This window comes from Mesorhizobium sp. M0074 (assembly GCF_040322975.1).
GTDB lineage: Bacteria > Pseudomonadota > Alphaproteobacteria > Rhizobiales > Rhizobiaceae > Mesorhizobium.
Window position 1 is genome coordinate 112736 of sequence record NZ_JAMYUM010000015.1, and the last position, 20089, is coordinate 132824.

The 20089-nt window shown below is 62.8% G+C and carries 19 protein-coding genes; 7 read left to right on the plus strand and 12 right to left on the minus strand.

Features of this window, described 5'->3' with window-relative positions:
* The first annotated feature begins 1 nt into the window (after window position 1).
* A complete protein-coding gene (locus NKJ73_RS20720; protein ID WP_023674812.1) occupies window positions 2-490 on the plus strand; it encodes a GNAT family N-acetyltransferase in 489 nt (162 codons plus the stop codon).
* Window positions 491-506: 16 nt separating this feature from the next.
* Here the strand turns inward: NKJ73_RS20720 and NKJ73_RS20725 are convergent, their stop codons facing one another.
* The 5 genes from NKJ73_RS20725 to NKJ73_RS20745 form a co-directional block, all read right to left on the minus strand.
* On the minus strand, window positions 507-848 hold the full coding sequence (locus tag NKJ73_RS20725; RefSeq protein WP_352570902.1) for a hypothetical protein: 342 nt from the start codon (window positions 846-848) through the stop codon (window positions 507-509).
* A 151-nt stretch (window positions 849-999) separates the two neighbouring features.
* Window positions 1000-2208: a hypothetical protein gene (locus tag NKJ73_RS20730; RefSeq protein WP_352570903.1), complete on the minus strand. Its 1209-nt coding sequence runs from the start codon at window positions 2206-2208 to the stop codon at window positions 1000-1002.
* Window positions 2209-2357: 149 nt separating this feature from the next.
* Window positions 2358-2657 carry a hypothetical protein gene (locus NKJ73_RS20735; protein WP_352570904.1) on the minus strand — a complete coding sequence of 100 codons (300 nt, stop codon included), beginning with the start codon at window positions 2655-2657 and terminating at the stop codon, window positions 2358-2360.
* Window positions 2658-2751: 94 nt separating this feature from the next.
* On the minus strand, window positions 2752-4152 hold the full coding sequence (locus NKJ73_RS20740) for an ArnT family glycosyltransferase (RefSeq protein ID WP_352570905.1): 1401 nt from the start codon (window positions 4150-4152) through the stop codon (window positions 2752-2754).
* A 209-nt stretch (window positions 4153-4361) separates the two neighbouring features.
* Window positions 4362-5522, minus strand: a complete 1161-nt coding sequence (locus NKJ73_RS20745) for a helix-turn-helix transcriptional regulator (protein WP_352570906.1) — start codon at window positions 5520-5522, stop codon at window positions 4362-4364.
* A gap of 258 nt (window positions 5523-5780) precedes the next feature.
* On the opposite strand from NKJ73_RS20745, the gene NKJ73_RS20750 reads away from it, so the two are divergent.
* The 3 genes from NKJ73_RS20750 to NKJ73_RS20760 all read left to right on the plus strand — a co-directional run bounded on the left by NKJ73_RS20750 (window position 5781) and on the right by NKJ73_RS20760 (window position 7275).
* A complete protein-coding gene (locus tag NKJ73_RS20750) occupies window positions 5781-6179 on the plus strand; it encodes an NADH:ubiquinone oxidoreductase subunit NDUFA12 (protein WP_023674818.1) in 399 nt (132 codons plus the stop codon).
* A gap of 156 nt (window positions 6180-6335) precedes the next feature.
* The gene (locus tag NKJ73_RS20755; RefSeq protein ID WP_023674819.1) at window positions 6336-6818 is read left to right on the plus strand and encodes a DUF2155 domain-containing protein; all 483 of its coding nucleotides are present in this window, start codon (window positions 6336-6338) and stop codon (window positions 6816-6818) included.
* A gap of 88 nt (window positions 6819-6906) precedes the next feature.
* A complete protein-coding gene (locus NKJ73_RS20760; RefSeq protein WP_352458853.1) occupies window positions 6907-7275 on the plus strand; it encodes a hypothetical protein in 369 nt (122 codons plus the stop codon).
* Window positions 7276-7358: 83 nt separating this feature from the next.
* On the opposite strand, the gene aat is transcribed toward NKJ73_RS20760, so the two are convergent.
* The 6 genes from aat to NKJ73_RS20790 all read right to left on the minus strand — a co-directional run bounded on the left by aat (window position 7359) and on the right by NKJ73_RS20790 (window position 12706).
* Complete coding sequence (gene aat, locus NKJ73_RS20765; protein WP_352570907.1) at window positions 7359-7976, minus strand: leucyl/phenylalanyl-tRNA--protein transferase; 618 nt, start codon at window positions 7974-7976, stop codon at window positions 7359-7361.
* Between the two features lie 15 nt (window positions 7977-7991).
* The gene (gene accC, locus NKJ73_RS20770; RefSeq protein WP_023674822.1) at window positions 7992-9335 is read right to left on the minus strand and encodes an acetyl-CoA carboxylase biotin carboxylase subunit; all 1344 of its coding nucleotides are present in this window, start codon (window positions 9333-9335) and stop codon (window positions 7992-7994) included.
* Between the two features lie 19 nt (window positions 9336-9354).
* Window positions 9355-9813: an acetyl-CoA carboxylase biotin carboxyl carrier protein gene (gene accB, locus NKJ73_RS20775; protein ID WP_352570908.1), complete on the minus strand. Its 459-nt coding sequence runs from the start codon at window positions 9811-9813 to the stop codon at window positions 9355-9357.
* A 26-nt stretch (window positions 9814-9839) separates the two neighbouring features.
* Window positions 9840-10274 (minus strand): type II 3-dehydroquinate dehydratase, encoded by a 435-nt coding sequence (aroQ, locus tag NKJ73_RS20780; RefSeq protein ID WP_031211260.1) that lies wholly within the window; start codon window positions 10272-10274, stop codon window positions 9840-9842.
* A gap of 163 nt (window positions 10275-10437) precedes the next feature.
* The gene (locus NKJ73_RS20785) at window positions 10438-11241 is read right to left on the minus strand and encodes a DsbA family protein (RefSeq protein ID WP_352451092.1); all 804 of its coding nucleotides are present in this window, start codon (window positions 11239-11241) and stop codon (window positions 10438-10440) included.
* Between the two features lie 70 nt (window positions 11242-11311).
* Window positions 11312-12706, minus strand: coding sequence for a M48 family metalloprotease (locus NKJ73_RS20790; RefSeq protein ID WP_352570909.1), 1395 nt, complete (start codon window positions 12704-12706; stop codon window positions 11312-11314).
* A 145-nt stretch (window positions 12707-12851) separates the two neighbouring features.
* On the opposite strand from NKJ73_RS20790, the gene NKJ73_RS20795 reads away from it, so the two are divergent.
* Together NKJ73_RS20795 and NKJ73_RS20800 are read left to right on the plus strand one after the other, a co-directional pair.
* Entirely contained in the window at window positions 12852-14000 is a 1149-nt protein-coding gene (locus NKJ73_RS20795) for a pyridoxal phosphate-dependent aminotransferase (RefSeq protein WP_352570910.1), read from the plus strand.
* Window positions 14001-14011: 11 nt separating this feature from the next.
* Window positions 14012-14959, plus strand: coding sequence for a glutaminase (locus tag NKJ73_RS20800; RefSeq protein WP_352570911.1), 948 nt, complete (start codon window positions 14012-14014; stop codon window positions 14957-14959).
* A gap of 198 nt (window positions 14960-15157) precedes the next feature.
* On the opposite strand, the gene NKJ73_RS20805 is transcribed toward NKJ73_RS20800, so the two are convergent.
* A complete protein-coding gene (locus tag NKJ73_RS20805; protein ID WP_352570912.1) occupies window positions 15158-18127 on the minus strand; it encodes an Rne/Rng family ribonuclease in 2970 nt (989 codons plus the stop codon).
* A gap of 666 nt (window positions 18128-18793) precedes the next feature.
* Here NKJ73_RS20805 and NKJ73_RS20810 point away from each other — a divergent pair.
* Window positions 18794-20056, plus strand: coding sequence for an N-acetylmuramoyl-L-alanine amidase (locus tag NKJ73_RS20810; protein WP_352570913.1), 1263 nt, complete (start codon window positions 18794-18796; stop codon window positions 20054-20056).
* Window positions 20057-20089 lie beyond the last annotated feature (33 nt).

Below are 20089 nucleotides of genomic sequence, written 5' to 3' on the forward strand. Positions count from 1 at the left end.
GATGTTCGTCCGCACCGCCGGCGAGCGCGATCTGGCGGCGGTGCGCGCGTTGCTGATCGAGACGTGGCATGCCACCTATGACGCCATCTATGGCGCGGCGCGGGTTACCGAAATCACCGATGAATGGCATTCGATCGCCGCGCTCAAGGCACGGCTGACGCGGCCGAACTCGGAGTTCCTGGTCGCCGACGACGGCAAAAGCATCGGCGGCATGGCTTTCGCGGCCGCCACCACGGATGCCAGGATCGTCATGCTGAACCAGCTTTACGTGCATCCGGCCTGGCAGAGGCAAGGCATCGGCCAGGCGCTGCTGGACGAGATCGAGGCCAGCTTTCCGGAGGTCCGGACGCTGCGCGTCGAGGTCGAGGAAGCAAATGCTCCGGCCATCGCCTTTTACCGCTCGCGAGGGTTCTTGCCCGCCGGCAACACGGCCGATTGCGGCGGCGCCTCGGGCTTGCCGGCGCTGGTTTTGGAGAAGCAACTCGGATAGCTCGTTCGCCTGACGCTCAGTTGCGTTTCTCAGGCAGGTTGGAGCAGCCGGCAGCGAGAAACTCGCACGGCAGGCTGCCGCCTCCACCCGACGTGTGCGGGGGCGTGGCGGCTTCGATTTTTTCCACCTCGCAATATTTCGAGGTGACACCCCATTTTTTGACGCCCTGGCACGTCGAGCGCACGCCAACCTCCGTCGCCTTTGCCGCAGTCTTGTAATAGGTGGTGATCCTGCAGGATTGGCTGACCGGCAGCGCGTTCGCCGGGCTCGTGACCGGCGGCAGGAAGTTCGGGAAGGCAAGCAGCGAGATTGCCGCAATGATCCTGACGGCGGGCATGGTGTGAGGAAGGTGCAGCATCGTTTGTCTCCATCGATGGCGCCGCTCGCTCGTGGCGCAGCGGCGCGTTTGTTCCGGCAAGATCAGGCCATGATGCCGGCGCTGCCGCATCTGCCGCGCGGGGGAAGGCGGCAGCGGTCTGAACCGCCGCCGTCATCCGCGAGCGGCCGCGTCAGGGCGTTTTCGGCTTGATGAGCGTCTTTATCGGAACGGCGACTTTTGGAGGCCGGACCGTACTGGCTCCACCGTCGACGGCCAGCCCGCCGCTGTTGAGATAGCGCACCGTATAGTGCAGCTCATAGCCCGGAACTCTGATCCATGTAGGCTTGTGATTGAACTGGTCCGGCGGCCTCGAATACCACTTCGGGATCTGCATGATCTTGGAACCGGCACCGAATCCCGCAGTCTTGGCCGCTACCGCGAAGGCGCTGTCTCTGGGGTCGTTCGGCGGCTGGTCGACATTGCCGATGACGACCAGCGAATCGTATTTTCGCGCGTCCAGCCGTACTACGGGAAGGTTCAGCGCAGCCACGTCGCCTTCGCGCATCGTCAGCGCCTTCTGACGGCCATCATCATTGGCATAGACGTTGAGGTTTATGGCCTCGGATTCCGCATAGACGACATTGTTGTGGAAGTCGCGGGCTGGCAGGCGTGTGAGGCTGTCGAAGGTCACTTCAACCGTCGGCTTGGCTATGGCGTCCGTCACCACCAGGTTGCGCCGCGGAACCGTCCAGAAGATGAGATCATCGCCGGTGGCCTGCGTGCCGGCATCGGAGCCGTCTATTGCCGAGCATTTCGAATTTGGAATCGGCGTCGTCACCGGCAGAGGTGCCGAAAACGAGCTGCGTACCTGAGCGTCGATGTAATTGCCGACGTTGAAAACGTCTTCGAGGATGTTGCCGCCCTCGAAGCTCGCCGGGCCGGGTTGCGAGCGGATGATGACCTGGCTGGAATCGGTCTGCCAGCCGCTGCAGAAGACGTTGACGTCTATGGGAATGCCGATGTGGCGGTCGGAGGTCACCGGGATCGAGACTTTGATGGTCAGGATGTAAGGAACTTTGACAAACCAGCTGTTCGGCTGGTTCAGCATCTGCGTCGCAAAGCGCGACGGCCGCCATTGCTTCAGCGATTCGATCGATGCGCGTGACGATCGTCCCTGGGCGGCCAGCTGTGCGTTGGTGGCGTCGACCTTGGCTTGCGCCAGGTTGCGGACGGTGTTGGTGATCAGGAACACGCCGAGTTCGGCTTTGCAGGGCCTGTTCGATTGTGTGGCGTTGCATGAGGCAAGTGCCGCACTGGGAACCGGCGGCCCCGAAGGCGGCGGCTGGGCGGCCGCGGTGGCCGCCATCAGGCAGAAGAACAGCATCGTGCAGGCTTTCAACATGGTATCCTCGCTCTGTCGTTGGAAACCACCCTCCGGCTAGACAGCAGCATTTGTTCGATGGCGGTTTATCGCCCGCACGGGGGATGAACTGCGAAACATCGGGCCGGCCCAGCGACGTCGAGCCGCCGTCCGTTCGGATTGGATATCTACTGCTTCACGACGCCTTTGGTTGTCGCCATCGGCGCGACGACCTTGGGCTTGGGGGTTTTCGGGCCGGGGTCGACTACCAATGCGGCCGTGCAGGAGCATTTGCCCGAACCGCAGTTCAGGTCGCCCTTGCACATTTTGGAATGCCGCATATCGGTGCAGTCGGCGGTCCCGGAGCAGGAGCAACTGCCTTGCCCAATCGTTCCGGACTGACATTTGAAGCTCCATGCCGGATCGGCGGCAAGGCCGGCCACAGCGAGCGATAAGGCAAAAAGCGTCGTCGAGATGAGCTTGCGCATGAATACCTCCCGGTTCTATCGAGCGATGGAACCACGAAGCAGCAACGCCTTCATCTCCCGCGCGGGGGACGAACTCGCATACCGGTGACGATCGTCAATGCTGTCCCTTCAGCACGACGAGATAGCCGCGTTCGACGCGAAGCCGGAACGCGATTTGCCCTGCAGTGCCGGGATCCTTGGAAACCTTGTCGATGACATAGCCGCTGGGATGCGAGCCAAGCCATTCTTCCGGTTTGTCGGTGCTTTCGAATGGCTTTTGCAACCGGGCCAGGAAGCCGACTTCGCCTTGATAGTCGAAAGCCACGGCCCAGTCCGCATCCTTTCGCTCGTCGATGAAGTTGGCGAGCGGCGTCAGATCATAGCGTTTGAACGCGGTTGCCGATGCCACCGCGTGGCCGATGCCGAAAATGACAAGCATGACGATGGCCGAGCTCTTCAGCCTGGCGAGCGGGATCTCCGCCATGAAATAGCCGAACAGGATGACCACGAACGGCAACATCGGCACGACATAATGAGGCTGCTTGCCGGATATCGCGCTGAACACGAGAAACACGGCAACGAACGAGAATGACAGCAGGCGCAAGGCGCGCAGATCCGGCGACTTCGCGTCGATCAGGCTGCGTATCCGCGTGCGCAGCTTCAACCGCCACACCTCGGGTATGAAGATCCACGGTATGAACATGACGGGCAGCAGCAGCAGATAGAAATAGAACGGCCGGCCATGCGAATTGCGCAAATTGCCGGTGACACGTCCCGCCGACTGGTTCCAGACGAGATCGTAGACGAAATTGCCTTTTGTCAGGATGGTCGCCGGCACCAGCCAGATCGCCACCGGAATCAGCGCGGCGAGCACTGCCAGGCCCACTCCAGCGAGGAAGTTCGGTGTCGTCAGTCCCGCCCGCCGGTCGCGCCAGAACGGGTAGAACAGGATGGGCGCGCCGATATGGATCAGCACCACCGGGCCTTTCGTCAGCACGCCCATGCCGATGAACAGCCCGGCCAGAACGGCCTGCCAGCGGTTGCCGCTGCGTGCAAAGGCAATCAACGACAACAGCGCGGCGAGCACGAAGACCGTCAGCAACAGGTCGAACAGGATCAGCGTCGAATAGATGACGAACACGCTGCTTCCGGCAACCAGCCAGGGGATGCGCCGCGCGATGTCGTCGCGGCCCGGAAACAGGGTCTTTGCCAACGCCGTCGTCAGCCAGATGACGAGCGAGGAGGCGGCGAAGATGACCAGCATCGCCGCCGGCCGGCTGGCGCCGAAAATATTCCAGACAAGGTCGATAAGCCAAAACAGCAGTGGCGGCTTCTGCAGATAGGGCGCGAAATTCATCGTCGGGACGAAGATCTGTCCGCTCAGATACATTTCCCAGGTGACGCTGAGATATCGCGTTTCGTCGACGGGCAGCAGTGGCCGGAAAGCGACCGCGATTACGATCAGCCCAAGCAGAAAGAGGTAGGGGAGCAGCCGCTCGGTAGATGTCGGTGTCAAAGATCGAGATCCGCGCCAGAAACCATTTTCATTCCAGCCGAGCATAGTGCCGCGTTTCTGGACCGCGAACGACCGCACCATGATTTTGGCCGAATTGCAACGATGCCGGTTTCGTTTCGCAGATTTTGCGGACGATGGTCTCAAGGGCTTGAAAAACTTGCCGGCCGAGTCTTTTGGACCGCTGCCGGTTCCGGGGAACCTGAGCAAAATCAACTGGAGCGCAACGGCGGTGACAATTCGCGCATCAACAGTTCGAGCTCGCGCTGATCGCCTGTACCGGTCTTGTCGAAGATCGTCGCCAGCTGCGACTTGACGGTGCCGTCCGAGACGCCGCCGGCCGCGGCGATTTCCTTTCGCGTCAGGCCGGCGGCAACGTGACCGGCGACGCGCCTTTCTGCCGCGGTCAATCCGAACAGCGCCGCAATGGCGTCCAGCGCCGGGGTCGGTGTCGAACCGGCCGCGGCGATGAAGATCGCTGCGGCGGCGCGTTGCGAGATGCGCGCCGAGATTTCACGCCGCGCCAGCGGCATGACATGGGCCACCGCCGGAACGACCGTCCTGGCCAGGGGAATGTTGATGCCGCAAGGTCCGAGCGCGAATTCGTCGCGCGTGCCGAGCTGGACGGCACGGCCGATCGCGGCGTTGGCGTTGGCATAGGTGAACGAAAGCTGTCCGCGCACGCAAGCGACCGAGATGTTTTCGGCGAGCAGCGCTTCGGCTGACGGGTTGGCGAAGATGATGGTCATGTCTTCTGCGACGATCAGCACCGGATGGTCGAGGCTTTCGATGATGGAGCGGAAGATTTCGGCCTTGCGCCGCTCGGCCTCGAACAGGTCGCCGATGGTCACCGCGCGCCGCACATGCGGTGCCAACAGGCAGACAAGCTCGATATCCTCGCGGGAAATCTGGCGCCTGTCCTTGTCGGTAACCACCATCAACGTGCCGATCCGGGTCGGCCGCTTCATCAACGCCACCCAGAAGAAATCGTCCAGGCGGTTGGGTTGCACCCATTCGCGCACGATGCGGCTTTCGAGCCATCTCTGTCGCGTATCCGGGCCTTGCAGGGCGTAGATCGAATCGACGGTGAACGGCACGTCGATCTCCATCTTGGGAACCGCCGCATAGAACGGCACTTGCGAGCCGTAGTCATGCTTCAACGGCTCAAGAACTGCGGGATCGCCGCAAGACACCGAAAACCGCGCGGAGCTGCTGATCGTGTCGATGACGGCGAGCATGGCAAGCTGGCCTTCCGCCAGGTTGCAGATGGCCTCGAGTGTCGCCTGCCAGCGGTCGACGTCGGCAATCGAATCGTAGATCGCCTCAACGACCTGCGGCAACGCGCGACCGGCCGTGCCCGCCAGCGATGACATGAGCCCCTCTCATTTGCCGTCCTTGAGGCAACGAAGCTTCAACTCCTAGAATAACGCTGCGTAAGGTTGCCAACAACCCATTTCATCTGCTTCGCTCGGTCGCGAGGATCGCATGAACGTATCGCTTCGCCGCCAGCCATTTGCTCGCCGGTTGCGGCAAGACCCTTGCCTTCGCAATGCCGTGACGCCATAAGCAGGAAAAGGCGCCGCCGCAGCCGCCGCGAGGACTTGCTACAAGGACTTGCCACGAGGATTTGAATGAAAACTTTCCTTCTGCAGTTTTTCACCTGGTGGAACAGCCAGACATTGGGAACGCGCTTCCACACATGGCGGCATGGCAAGAAGGTCGGGCAGGACGAGGTCGGCAACGTCTACTACGAGGGCGGCGTCGATTCGGAAGGCCGCACCCGTCGCTGGGTCATCTACCGCGACTATTCGGAAGCCTCGGCGATTCCGCCCGGCTGGCATGGCTGGATCCATCATCGTGTCGACGTTGCGCCGCCAAGCGAAGACTACAAGCCACGCGACTGGCAAAAGCCGCATGTGCCGAACCTCACCGGCAGCCCCGCGGCCTATCGCCCGAAAGGCTCGGTGCTGACCAACCAGCATCGTCCGCAAGTGACGGGCGACTACGACGCCTGGACGCCTGGTTCGTGATCGATCGCCGCGACACGCGCGCGGTCCCCACGGGGGCGGTCCCCACGAGGGCGGTCCTTTGTCGCCACAATTGCTGTTTAGCTGTTTGCTGATCCGACAGCAGCAACTAGCCTTGGCGTTAAGAGAATCACCCGGGCGCAAACCACCGGACCTTGCATGAGCATGTTCAGCCGAATTTTGACGGGCGGATTAACCGCGGTCGTTCTCGCTTCTATGGTGGCGCTTGCTACTGCGCAGGAATTGGCGCCGCCTGCGCCGGACGCGTCGGTGGCGCCTGCAGCACCCGCAGTATCCGAGCGCATCACCAATCCAGTCGCTGAATTCGCCGGCATCGACAAGATCACCGGCCGTATCATCACCTTCGATGTCTACATCGACGAGACGGTGCAGTTCGGCGCTTTGCAGGTGACGCCGCGCATCTGCTATTCGCGGCCCGAAAACGAAGAGCCGAAGACGGATTCGTTCGTCGAGGTCGACGAGATCACGCTCGACCGGAAAATACGCCGCATCTTCACCGGCTGGATGTTTGCCGAAAGCCCCGGGATCAACGCCGTCGAGCATGCCGTCTATGATATCTGGCTGAAGGGCTGCAAGCAGAAGTCCGACGTGCCAGCACCCGCCGCCCCCAAAACCAACTAGAATCTGTCAGCGCGCGGCGGATACCGCCTCTTGCGGAACCGCCGTGTTGCCCGAGCGTTGGTGCCTCTCTACGGAGGAGGTTGCCATGATGATGGCCAACAAGAACGAACTTCTCGACATCGAAAGGGGATTCTGGAGCGGCGGCGCCGACTATTTCAAGGCCAATGCCGATACCGAATGCCTGGTGGCCTTCCCGCAGATGGCGCGGGTGATGAGCAATACCGATCTGGCCGCAACTGCCACGGACCCGAACCGCTGGCGCGATCTCGACATCGACCTCAAGGGCATCATCGAGCCGGGCAGCGACATCGTCATGCTGACCTACGAGGCGCGTGCGACGCGGCAAGATGGCGAAGCCTATGCGGCGCTGGTCAGCACCGGCTATGTCCACCGCGTCAATGGCTGGAAGATGATGTTCCACGCACAGACGCCGCTGGTGACGGCAGCAAAAGGCTGACCGGCCGCAAGAGCAATTCCAGGAAAGTGTGAACGGCTTTCCGTCCGGAATTGCGTTTCTGTGAAACGATGAACCATTCCAGGTTATGGAAAAAACACGGCCTCGCCCTTCAGCGCCTCGGCCAGCATCTTCTCGTACTTGCCGCGCGGCACGTCGATTGCACCGAAGCGTTTGAGATGCTCGGTGGTGAACTGCGTATCAAGCAGTGCAAAGCCACGCGCCTTCAGGCGTTCGACGAGGTGAACCAGGCAGGCCTTTGACGCGTCGGTCTCCCTGGCGAACATGCTCTCGCCGAAGAACACGCGGCCGAGCGATACGCCGTAGAGCCCCCCGACCAATCGGTCGTTGTGCCAGGCCTCGACCGAATGGCAATGGCCCATCCGATGCAGCTCGATATAGGCTTCGCGGATCGGTGCGTTGATCCAGGTCGACCGCCGTTCCTCGCGCCTTTCTGCGCAGGCATCGATCGTCGCCTCGAAATCGAAATCGATGCGGAACTCGAACAGATCCTTGCGGATGGTCTTTCTCAGGCTTTTCGGTATGTGGAACCCGTCGAGCGGAATGATGCCGCGCGTCTCCGGCCGCACCCAGAACACTTCGGGGTCATTGGCATTTTCGGCCATCGGGAAGACGCCGGAGGCATAGGCTTTGAGCAACAGGTCGGTCGGGATGCGATAACCGGGTGCGTAGGGACGGGTCATCGCTTCGCCCCTGTGTCACTCGCCTTCGGCCAGGTATTTTTCCAGCCAGTGGATATCGTAGTCGCCATTAGCGATGTCGGCATTGCCAACGAGGTCGCGAAACAGTGGCAGCGTCGTCTTGATGCCGTCGACGACGAATTCGTCGAGCGCGCGCCGCAGTCGCATCATGCATTCGACGCGGTTGCGGCCATGCACGATCAGCTTGCCGATCAGGCTGTCGTAGTAGGGCGGGATCTTGTAGCCGGAATAGACGCCGGAATCGACACGGATGCCGAGGCCGCCCGGCGTGTGGAAATGGGTGATGGTGCCCGGCGAGGGGGTGAAGGTGCGCGGATCCTCGGCATTGATGCGGCATTCGATGGCATGGCCGTGGAAGCGGATGTCCTCCTGGCGCACCGAAAGTCCGCCGCCCGAGGCGACGCGGATCTGCTCGTGCACGAGGTCGATGCCGGTAATCGCCTCGGTCACCGGATGTTCGACCTGCAGGCGCGTGTTCATCTCGATGAAATAGAACTCGCCGTCCTCATAGAGGAATTCGATGGTGCCGGCGCCGGAATAGCCGAGATCGGCGATCGCCCTGGCGCAGACGCCGCCAATATGCGCGCGCTCCTCGGCATTGAGCGCCGGCGAGGGCGCTTCTTCCCAGACCTTCTGGTGGCGGCGCTGCAGCGAGCAGTCGCGCTCGCCGAAATGCACGCCGCGCCCGGCGCCGTCGCCGAACACCTGCACTTCGATATGGCGCGGCTTCTGCAGATATTTCTCGATATAGACTGCGTCGTCGCCGAAGGCCGCACCCGCCTCCGAGCGTGCCGTCTGCAGCGCCACCTCGAGATCGGCCTCGCTACGCGCCACTTTCATGCCGCGCCCGCCGCCGCCGGCCGACGCCTTGATGATCACGGGGTAGCCGATCGCGGCGGCAATGCGCTTGGCTTCCTTGTCCTCGGTGACCGCGCCGTCGGAGCCGGGCACCACGGGAATGCCGAGGCGTTTTGCGGTACGCTTGGCCTCGATCTTGTCACCCATGATGCGGATATGGTCGCCGGTCGGGCCGATGAAGGTGATGTTGTGCGCGGCGAGGATGTCGGCGAACTTGGCGTTCTCCGACAGAAAACCGTAGCCGGGATGCACCGCGTCGGCGCCGGTGATCTCGCAGGCGGCGACGATCTGGTGGATGTTGAGATAGCTGTCGCGCGACGGCGGCGGGCCGATGCAGACGCTCTCGTCGGCGAGACGCACATGCATGGCGTCGGCGTCGGCGGTCGAATGCACCACCACCGTCTGGATGCCGAGCTCCTTGCAGGCGCGCAGCACCCTGAGGGCGATTTCGCCGCGATTGGCGATGAGGATTTTCTGGAACATCTTTCGCCTGTTCCCGGCTCTACTCGATCACGACGAGCGGCATACCATATTCGACCGGCTGCGCATCTTCAAACAGGATCGCCGTCACCGTGCCGGCGCGCGGCGAGGGGATCTGGTTCATCGTCTTCATTGCTTCGATGATCAGCAGCGTCTGGCCTTCCTTGACCTTCTGGCCGATTTCGATGAACGGCCTGGCGTCGGGCGACGCTGCCAGATAGGCGGTGCCGACCATCGGCGAGGCAACGGCGTTCTTCGACACGTCGGGCGTCGCCGGCGCGGCCGCTGCCGCAGGCTGCGCGGCTGCCGGGGCAAAGGCCGGCTGAGCTGTGGCGACGGCATGGACGGCCGGGGCCTGCCGCGAGACGCGCACCTTCAGATCGCCCAGCTCGACCTCGATCTCGGTCAGGTTGGTGTCGTTCAGTATGCCCGCCAGATCGCGGATCAGCTGCTGGTCAACACCGTTCTTCTTTATCGACATTTTCGAGCCTTCTGTTTGTTGGCCGGTCATAGGCGTGCAGCCAGCGCCTGCAGCGCCAGCGTGTAGCCGAGCGGCCCGAACCCGCAGATCATGCCGACGGCGACCGGCGCGACCATGGAGACGTGGCGGAATGGTTCCCGCGCGTGGATGTTGGAGAGATGCACCTCAGCGACCGGCAGCGGCGCGACAGCGCGGATGGCATCGTGAATGGCGATCGAGGTATGGCCGTAGGCGCCCGGATTAATGACGATCGCGGCGGCCTTGTCGGCGGCCTCCTGGATCCAGTCGACGAGGTCGCCCTCATGGTTCGATTGGCGGAAATCGATCTCCAGCCCAAGTGCGGCACCTGCCTGCTTGCAGTCGTCGGCGATCGCGGCAAGCGTCTTGCCGCCATAGATGCCCGGCTCGCGCTTGCCGAGCGCGTTGAGATTGGGGCCGTTCAGGACGAAAACCGTTTTCAAAATATGCCGACCTTTCCCGGCGCGGCTAAGCCGGCGCGCCGGACCCTCTATAATGGGCATAGACGCTGGCGAAAAGAGCGCAAGTGCGTTCTTTCGCCGTCCACAACAGCCGGAAAACGGCCCGTGCCGGAAACCCGCAGCCTAATCGAAACCCGAATGCTGATCAGAGCGCGGCCTTCGCCGCCTCGATCTTTTCGGCCAGCACTTCCTGGCCAAGCGCGCCGAACACCACCTCGTTGCCGACGACATAGGACGGCGTTCCGGTGATGGCGAGCTTGGTGGCGAGGTCATAGGTCTTGGAGAAGGCCTCGGTGATGCTCGGGTCCTTCATCTTTTCGCGCAGCGCCGCCTCGTCGGCGCCGAGCGACAGCGCCACCTTGATTGCCGCCGCCTCGGTGGCGCGCCCCTGGCCGCCGAGCAGCGCATTGTGGAATTCGCCGTATTTCTCCGGCTTCATCAAATGGAAGGCCATCGAGACGACGCTCGCCTTCTGCGAATCCGGGCCGAGGATCGGGAACTCCTTGAGTACGAAGCGCAGGTCCGGATCGGCCTTGGTCAGCGCGCGCATGTCGTCGATGGCGCGTTTGCAGTAGCCGCAATTATAATCATAGAATTCGACGATGGTGACCTTGCCGTTCGGATTGCCGACAACACCGTCGAAGGAGGAATTGAAGATCTGGTCCTTGGCGTCTTTGATGACGCCGAGACTGGCGACGCGCTGTTCTTCCTTCTGCTTGGCCTCGAGTGCCTGCTGGGCTTCCAGAAGCACTTCCGGGTTCTTCAGCAGATAGTCGCGGACGATGCCTTCGACTTCGGCACGGTCGAGCTTGGTACCTGAGGACGTCGTCTGGGCAAGCTGTGCCGTGCCGGCCTTCGCCGTCTGCGGATTGCCGGCGACGAAGCCGAACGCCAGCATGGCGAGAGCCGCTGCCACTCCGGTAGTGCCCAGCAGAATTGCCTTGGTCATGATCCTCGATCCTCTTGCCCGTGTTCCGGTCCGCTCGCTTTGGCTGGGTCGCAGCCTGCGTCCGAAAGGTTCACTTCTTCTTACCTGATGGTGCGTAGTTTATAATGTCCTGCGCGCGAAGCCAGCCCGGCTCGCCCCGCTTCATGCTCTGCTGCGCCCGCATGGCGAAGATCTTCGCATTCTTGTAGTCGCCGGAATAGAAATGCCCTTCGGCGGTTGCAAGCTCGGCGGCCGGGATGTTGCCGAGTTCCCCGTAAGCCTGTGCCAGGTAGCGGTATCCGGCGGCGTTTTCGCGATCCCGTCCGAGGCCGGTGTTGATCTGCGCCACTGCCTTCTTCAGCGAATCCTGCGTGCCGATCGCCATCAGCGCCTGGCCGTAAGAGACCGGCAACAGCCCCGATCGCGCCGGATCGAGGCTGACCGACTTGGCATAGCCGTCCGCCGCATCCTTCGGCCGGTTCGCCTTCATCAGGATGTCGCCGCGTAATTCCTGGAAATAGGGATTTTTCGGCTGTTCCTTGATCAACGCGTTGGTCTTGGTGAGCGCCGACGCCAGATTGCCGAAAAGATAGGTCATCTGCGCGTCGCCATAGCGTGAGGCGAGGCTGCCGGGGTTCTTGCGCATCAATCGCGACGCCGCCGCCTGGCCCTGCATGTAGGCGGCGATCTTGATGCGCATCATGTCGTGGCGCTGCTGCAGTGCCGGCGGGTCGACCTTGTCGACGTAAGGGCTCTGCTTCACCAGCACTTCGAGATTGGCGATACGCTCCTGCGGCATCGGATGGCTGATCCTGTAGGGATCGACTTGCGCGCCCGAGAGCGACAATGCGTTCTGGAAGCGGCCAAACGTCTTCAGCATGCCCATGCCGGACTGGCCGGTTGCATTGAGATAGGTGATCGCCGAACGGTCGGCGGTCATCTCTTCGGTGCGCTGATAAGCGAGGATACTGCGTTGCGCCATCTCGCCGCCGCCGGCCACCACGCCCATGCCGGCGCCGGCGAGACCGCGGCTGTTGCTGGTGGCGCCGGCCACCATGGCGCCGGCGCCAAGCAGCGTCGCCAGGATCGCCATCGTCTTGGCGCGCTCGAGCTGTTCTCGCAATTTCTGCTGGTGTCCGCCGGCGATATGGCCGGCCTCGTGGGCAATGACGCCAATGATCTCGTTGGGCGTTTCGGCCGTCATCAGCGCGCCGGTGTTGATGAACAGGCGGCGGCCGGCAACAAAGGCGTTGAAGCTCTGGTCGTTGACCAGCACGATGTTGATGGCGTCGCCCGACAAGCCCGCCGCCTTGAAGATCGGCCGCGCGTAATCGCGCACCAGCGCCTCGATCTCGGCATCGCGCACAACCGGCACATTCTGCGCAAAGGCATTGACCGAGCCGGCCATGGCGACCACCGCGGCAAGCGAAAGCGTCGCGAGGGCGCGCGCTGTCCTGGCGATCGTCGATTTGGGTCGGCTCAACATGGCAGGTCCACTGGTAGACGAGTGGGCGAAGGATGAAAAGTCGGCAGCCTAAACTTACCGAACTTGTGATCCCCACACCAATCGGGCATTTGTGCGGCGCGGCCAGCATGGCCGCCACGTGCGGACAAGTGTGGTGGATTGAAAAATGGTTGTTTCGCTTTCGCGCCGCGGCGCGGTCGAACCGTTCCATGCCATGGACATCCTGGCCGAGGCGAATCGGCTGAAAGCCAAGGGCCTGCCGGTCGTTTCCATGGCCGTCGGCCAGCCTTCCGATCCGGCGCCGGCCGGGGTTCGCGAAGCGGCGGCCAATGCCTTGAAAGCAGGCCGCATCGGCTATACCGACGCGCTGGGCCTCGCCGGCCTGCGCAAGGCGATCGCGGCGCATTATGGCGAGCACTACGGGCTTGACGTTTCGCCCGAGCGGATAGCCGTCACCACCGGATCGTCGGCTGCCTTCAACCTCGCTTTCCTGGCAATGTTCGATCCAGGCGACCGCGTCGCCATCGCTGCGCCCGGCTATCCTGCCTATCGCAACATCATGGCCGCGCTCGGCATCGACATCGCCGAGATCGAGTTGGACGGCGCCGCCTATCTGCATGCCGAGCACCTGCAAGCCGCGCATCGCGAAAAACCGCTGAAGGGCGTGCTGTTCGCCAGCCCGGCCAACCCGACCGGCGCGGTCATCCCCGCCGGCGATCTCGAGGCGCTGGTCGAGACGGCGCAAGAGCTCGGCATCGCCGTCATGTCGGACGAAATCTATCACCGGCTGGCCTATGCGGCGCCCGACACGACCGCGCTTTCTTTCGGCGCGGATGTGACGGTGATCAATTCCTTCTCGAAATATTATTGCATGACCGGCTGGCGCATCGGCTGGATGGTGCTGCCGCAGGAACTGGTGCGGCCAGTCGAGCGCATCGCCCAGAGCCTCTACATCTCGCCGCCCGAACTGTCCCAGATTGCCGCGATCGAGGCATTCAAGGCGACGCCAGAGCTGGAAGCGGTGAAGGCGCGCTATGCCTGGAACCGCGAGCTCCTGATGCAACGCCTGCCGGAGCTCGGCTTTGCTTTGGCCGCGCCCATGGACGGCGCGTTCTACGCCTTCTGCGACGTCACCAGGCACACCAATGACAGCATGGCGTTTGCGCGCCGGATGCTTGCCGAGGCGCATGTGGCTGCGACGCCGGGCCGCGATTTCGATCCGCTGCAGGGCCATCGCACGATGCGCTTTTCCTATGCCGGCAGCCACGACGACATGGTCGAGGCGATGGCGCGTATCGAACGCTGGCTGAAGTAGCGGGGCCGACGATGCCGGAGCTTGAACAGGCGCCCCAACTCGAACATGCGTTGCGCGAGGTCGCTGCCGAAATGGCGGAGCGTACCGATCGCGGCGACGTCGCCAGCTATATCCCCCAGCTCGGCAAGATTGATCCGAAAAAATTCGGCATTGCCGCGGTGACCAATGACGGCCGCATGCTGACCGCGGGCGATGCCGACGAGGCGTTTTCGATCCAGAGCATCTCAAAGGTGTTCACGCTGACGCTGGCGCTCGGCAATGTCGGCGACGCGCTGTGGCAGCGGGTTGGGCGCGAACCTTCGGGCAATCCGTTCAACTCGATCGTCCAGCTCGAGCACGAGAACGGCATTCCGCGCAATCCATTCATCAATGCCGGCGCCATCGTGGTCTCGGACATCCTGCTTGCCGGCCATCAGCCGCGCGAGGCGATCGGCGAGATCCTGCGCTTCATCCAGTTCCTGGCCGATGACGACACCATCATCATCGACCGCGAGGTCGCGGCGTCCGAACGCGCCACCGGCTTTCGCAATTTCGCGCTTGCCAATTACATGAAATCGTTCGGTAATCTCAATCACGCGCCGGAACTGGCGCTGGGCGTCTATTTCCACCATTGCGCTATCGCCATGAGCTGCCGGCAACTGGCCCTGGCCGGCCGCTTCCTTGCCAATGGCGGCAAGAACCCGGCGACCGGGCATTCCGTCGTCTCGGCAGAGCGCGCCCGCCGCATCGGCGCGATGATGCTGACCTGCGGCCACTATGACGGCTCCGGCGACTTCGCTTTCCGCGTCGGCATTCCCGGCAAGAGCGGCGTTGGCGGCGGCATATTGGGGATCGTGCCGGGCGTCGCCTCGCTTGCCGTCTGGTCCGCTGGCCTTAATGCCAACGGCAATTCCAGGCTGGGCTCGATCGCGTTGGAAAAACTGGCGAAGACGATGAACTGGTCGATCTTCGCGCCATAAGCATTTTGCAGCCAAATGGAATCATTTGGCGTCCGCACAAATGCGGCAAAACAAACAGTTAGAGCGGAATGCCCATTCAATTTGAATGCATTCCGCTCTGGTGCCTGTCGCCTGGAATTGGGACAAAAAATCCCGCGCAGCCGATCGGCAGCGCGGGATTTTTTTTAATCAGAAAGTCTGGCTAATGCACGGAAAAGCTTAGAAAAAGCCCTTCCGTTGCCACCAGCCGGCACGCTTCGGCTTGTCCTCGGCCTTTGCTTCCTCGGTCTTTGCCTCGTCGGGGACGATCGAGGAGACGACCGGCACGACCGGAGCATCCACCGGTACGGGCTTGCGCCGCGACGGCCGGACCTTCGGCGTTTCCTCGGCAGCCGCCACTTCGGTCTCCTGCGGAACCGGCGTGGGGGTCTCGCCGGAAGCCACTGAGGCGGCCTCGGCAGCCGATGTCTCGGCGCCCGCAATCTCGGCAACTGCATCCGCCGCAACCTTCTTCGGCTTGGCGGTACGGCGCGGCTTCTTCGGCTTTTCGGCGCTCGGCATGTCGTCGTTCGCCGGAGCGAGCACCGCAAGCTCTTCGGCCGGCGGCGCACCTTCCGGCTCGCCGGTTACGGGCTCTGCTTCCGACACGGCACCTTCCGTCATGGCGGCTGGCTCGCCGGGGGCAGCTTCCAAGCCGTCCTCGCCGTCCTCACGGCGATTGCGCTTGCCGCCGCGCTTGCCGCGCCGGCGCTTCTTGCCGTGACCGTCGTCCGCCGCTTCCGCCGTTTCGGCAACACCGGCCGGCGCTTCACGTTCCGCTTCGGCGCCTTGATCGCCGGCCGCTACGAAGGCATCGTCCATCGGCGCCGAAACGGAAGCACCTTCCACAGCAGCGCCATGCTCGCGATCGCCATGTTCACGTTCCCCGTGTTCACGATCCCCGTGTTCACGATCCTTGCCGCCGCGCCGTCTGCGGCGCTTGCGGCGCTTGCGATCGCGGCCTTCGCCGTCCTCGCCGGACCTTGGCTGCTGCGGCTGCTGGGCAGGGCGTGGCTGCTCGGCCTGCACCGGTGCCTCGTCTTCCTCTTCGATGACGATCTCGTCCTCGGGTTCTTCCGGCTCGACATAGGCCGGGAACGTGCGCGCCTCGACAAAGCCTTCCGGCTTTTCGGCCAGCGCGCCGCGGAAGATGGCATAGTGTTGTGCACCGACCGCGTCATCGGCTTCGATGGTGATGGTCACGCCGAAGCGGTGCTCGAATTCCACCAGCGTGCCGCGCTTGTGATTGAGCACATAGAGCGCGGTCGCCGCCGGCGTCCGCACCGTGATGTGGCTGCGCGAATCCTTGAGCAGGAATTCCTCGATTGCCCGCACCACCATCAGCGCGACCGACGAATCGGAGCGCACATGGCCGGTGCCGCCGCAATGCGGGCAAGGCTTCATGGTCGATTCCAGCACGCTGGCACGGATGCGCTGGCGCGACATCTCCATCAGGCCGAAATGCGAGATGCGGCCGACCTGGATGCGGGCACGATCGTTCTTGAGGTGATCCTTCAGCCGCTTCTCGACGGAGCGGTTGTTGCGGTTCTCCTCCATGTCGATGAAGTCGATGACGATGAGGCCGGCGAGATCGCGCAGCCTTAATTGCCGGGCGACTTCCTCGGCGGCTTCCAGATTGGTGTGAAGTGCGGTGTCCTCGATCGAGTGCTCCTTGGTGGAACGGCCCGAATTGACGTCGATGGCGACCAGCGCTTCCGTCTGGTTGATGATGATGTAGCCGCCGCTCTTCAGCGTCACCTGCGGCTGCAGCATGCGGTCAAGCTGCGCTTCGATGCCGTTGCGCACAAAAATCGGCGTCGTGTCGCGGAACGGCTGAACCACCTTGGCGTGGCTCGGCATCAGCATGCGCATGAAGTCCTTGGCCTCGCGGTAGCCTTCTTCGCCGGAAACCAGGATCTCGTCGATATCCTTGTTGTAAAGGTCGCGCACCGAGCGCTTGATCAGGCTGCCTTCCTCATAGACCAGGGCAGGGGCCGTCGATTGCAGCGTCAGATTGCGGACGTTTTCCCAAAGCCGCATCAAATATTCGTAGTCGCGCTTGATCTCTGCCTTGGTGCGGCTTTCGCCGGCCGTACGCAGGATGACACCCATGCCTTGCGGCACTTCGAGATCGGCGACCACTTCCTTCAGCCGCTTGCGGTCCTGCGCATTGGTGATCTTGCGCGAAATACCGCCGCCGCGTGCCGTGTTCGGCATCAGCACCGAATAGCGGCCGGCCAGTGACAGGTAGGTGGTCAGCGCTGCACCCTTGTTGCCGCGCTCTTCCTTGACGACCTGTACCAGCAGGATCTGCCGGCGCTTGATCACTTCCTGGATCTTGTACTGGCGGCGCACCGGCTTGCGGCGGTTGCGCACTTCTTCCAGCGCGTCCTCGGCGCCGACCGATTCGACCTCGTGATCGTCCGGATGCGAGGATTGCACCTCTTCCAGCATGCCGCGGTCATTGTCTTCGGAGGTTGCTTCGCCGCTTGTCTCTGCCCCGCTTGTCTCGACTTGTGGAACGGCTTCGGAGATTACATCGGCATCGACGCTGGCAGCGATGGAACTCGATCCGCCTTCGGAAGGCTCGGTCTCGCCGCTATCGGCGACTTCATCGCTCTGCCCGGCGGCACCCTCGCTCTGTCCGGCAATGTCGGACATGGTGTTGTCGGCAACGGCATCCAGCTTTTCTGCGACGGCATCTTCGCCGTTCTCGCCATTCTCACCGTCGGCCGCGCCTGCCTCGCGCCTGTGCTCGCCGCGGTCGCGGCTCTTGCCGCCGCGCCGGCGTCCGCGCTTGCCACGGTCGCGGCTCTGGCGGTCCTCGCCTTCGGCGGCTTCCTCGTCCTCTTCGTCCTGGGCTTCCTGTGCTTCCGCACGCAGCAGCGCCTGACGGTCGGCGACCGGAATCTGGTAGTAGTCGGGATGTATTTCACTGAAGGCGAGGAAACCGTGACGGTTGCCGCCATATTCGACAAAGGCTGCCTGGAGGGAAGGTTCGACGCGCGTTACGCGGGCGAGATAGATATTTCCTTTGAGCTGCTTCTTGTCCTGGGATTCAAAGTCGAATTCTTCAATACGGTTACCGCGAACGACGACAACGCGTGTTTCCTCCGGGTGGGAGGCGTCTATCAGCATTTTGTTGGGCATTATTTCGTTTCCTCCCGGCAGCCGTCGGCCGCAGCTTGCAGGACACTGCCCGCTGCCGTGGACCTGGAACATGGGTGCCGGACAATTGAACGTCCGCCGGCCGCTGCCTGAGCGCCATGGCGGTGCCGCCCGCAGCCGTAGTGGCGCGGTTTGTTGCGGACCTTTCCATGATTGCGCTTGAAGCCATCGTCACCAGCAGAACCTTTTGAACCAAAGCCCGGGAAAAACCGGACCAGCTTGTTTGCTCATACAGAGCCGGCACGGGACAATCCCGGCCGTTTTGCTCACGCAGGCGATTCCCCCGCCACGGGAGCACGCCTGCGAAAATCGTCGCGATCACCGATGCCTTCTTCGCCTGAAGCGAAAGGAGCCGTCTTGCGTCTGACCTGTAGCAGGAAGCTGCGGAGGAGGACGGTTCCAGGATTGCAGTGATCCACCATCGCTTTTATGATTTGGCGGGTTGGAAGGCAACCCCGATTCCCGATGCCGGCAAAAAGCCGTTCCGCAGCGGAAGCCCCGGTCCCAAGCCTTCCATGAAAAGGCTTGGTTAACCTTCTCTGGATACCAATCGTTAATCGAGTTCGCGGCCTGCCAGCACTTTGACAAGCAATAGGGCACTTCGACAAGCGATCGGGCATGACGCCAACGGGAGCGATTGGTAGAAAGATGGGACTGGCAGGCTTCGCAGACAAGGGCCGTCATCATGGAGGCTGGTTCTTCCGCACCGCCTGCCTGCTGCCGCTGATCCTGGTTTGCCTGGTCTTTTCGCCGCTTTCGCGTGCTGCCGACGCACCGCTCGGTGCCATAAGCTACAAGATGGCCGGCGATGCCACCAAGATGCGTATCGTCATCAATTTCGACCGCGAGCCCGACATCAAATGGTTCCTGCTGCGCGGCCCCAATCGCCTGGTCATCGATCTCCCGGCCACGAGATTCGCCCTCAATGCCAAGGATATGAAGCCGCGCGGGCTTGTCCGCGCCGTGCGTTACGGCGGACTCGGCGAGGGGAAATCGCGGCTGATTCTCACCGGCAAGGGACCGTTCGCCGTCGACAATCTCGACGTGCTCAAGAACGATGACGGCAACGGCTACCGCATCGCCATCGACATGTCGGCGGCCTCGCAGCGGGAATTCGACGCAGCGCTCGCCAATCAGGCGCTGACCACCGGCTCGACGGTCTCCGCCGACAAGGCCGGCAGGGTCGGTACCGGGCCGGTCTCCAATCCGGGCCATCGTTTCACCGTCGTCATCGATCCCGGCCATGGCGGCATCGACGGCGGCGCCGAGGGCCTGAACGGGACGGTCGAGAAGAACGTGACGCTCGCCTTCGCAATGGAACTGCGCGACAAGCTCGCCGCCGGCGGCAAATACGACGTGTTCCTGACACGTGAGACCGACATGTTCCTGCGGCTCGACGACCGCGTGCGCATTGCCCGCCAGCATGAGGCCGACCTGCTCATCTCGATCCATGCCGACACGATCAGCCTCAAGGGCATTCGCGGCGCAACGGTCTACACCGTGTCCGACAAGGCTTCCGATCCCGAGGCGCAGGCGCTTGCCGACCGTGAAAATCTTTCCGACCAGTTCGCCGGCATGGAGATCAAGGACGACAGCAAGGAAGTGACCGATATCCTGATCGACCTGATCCGCCGCGAGACGCATAATTTTTCGATGAGCTTCGCCCATACTCTCGTCGGACAGCTTTCCACCAGCGTCGGTCTGATCAACAACCCGCAGCGTTCTGCCGGCTTCAAGGTGCTGAAAGCGCCGGACGTTCCATCCGTGCTGGTCGAACTCGGCTATCTGTCGAACGCCAAGGACGAAGCGCAATTGCTCAGCGCCGATTGGCGCAACAAGGCGACCCAGAGCATAACCAACGCCGTTGCCCTATTTGCTTCGGCCAAGAGCGGAACGGGGGCCGGAGGCTGAAATGTCCGCCGGCGCCCACAACCTGAAGCAGCG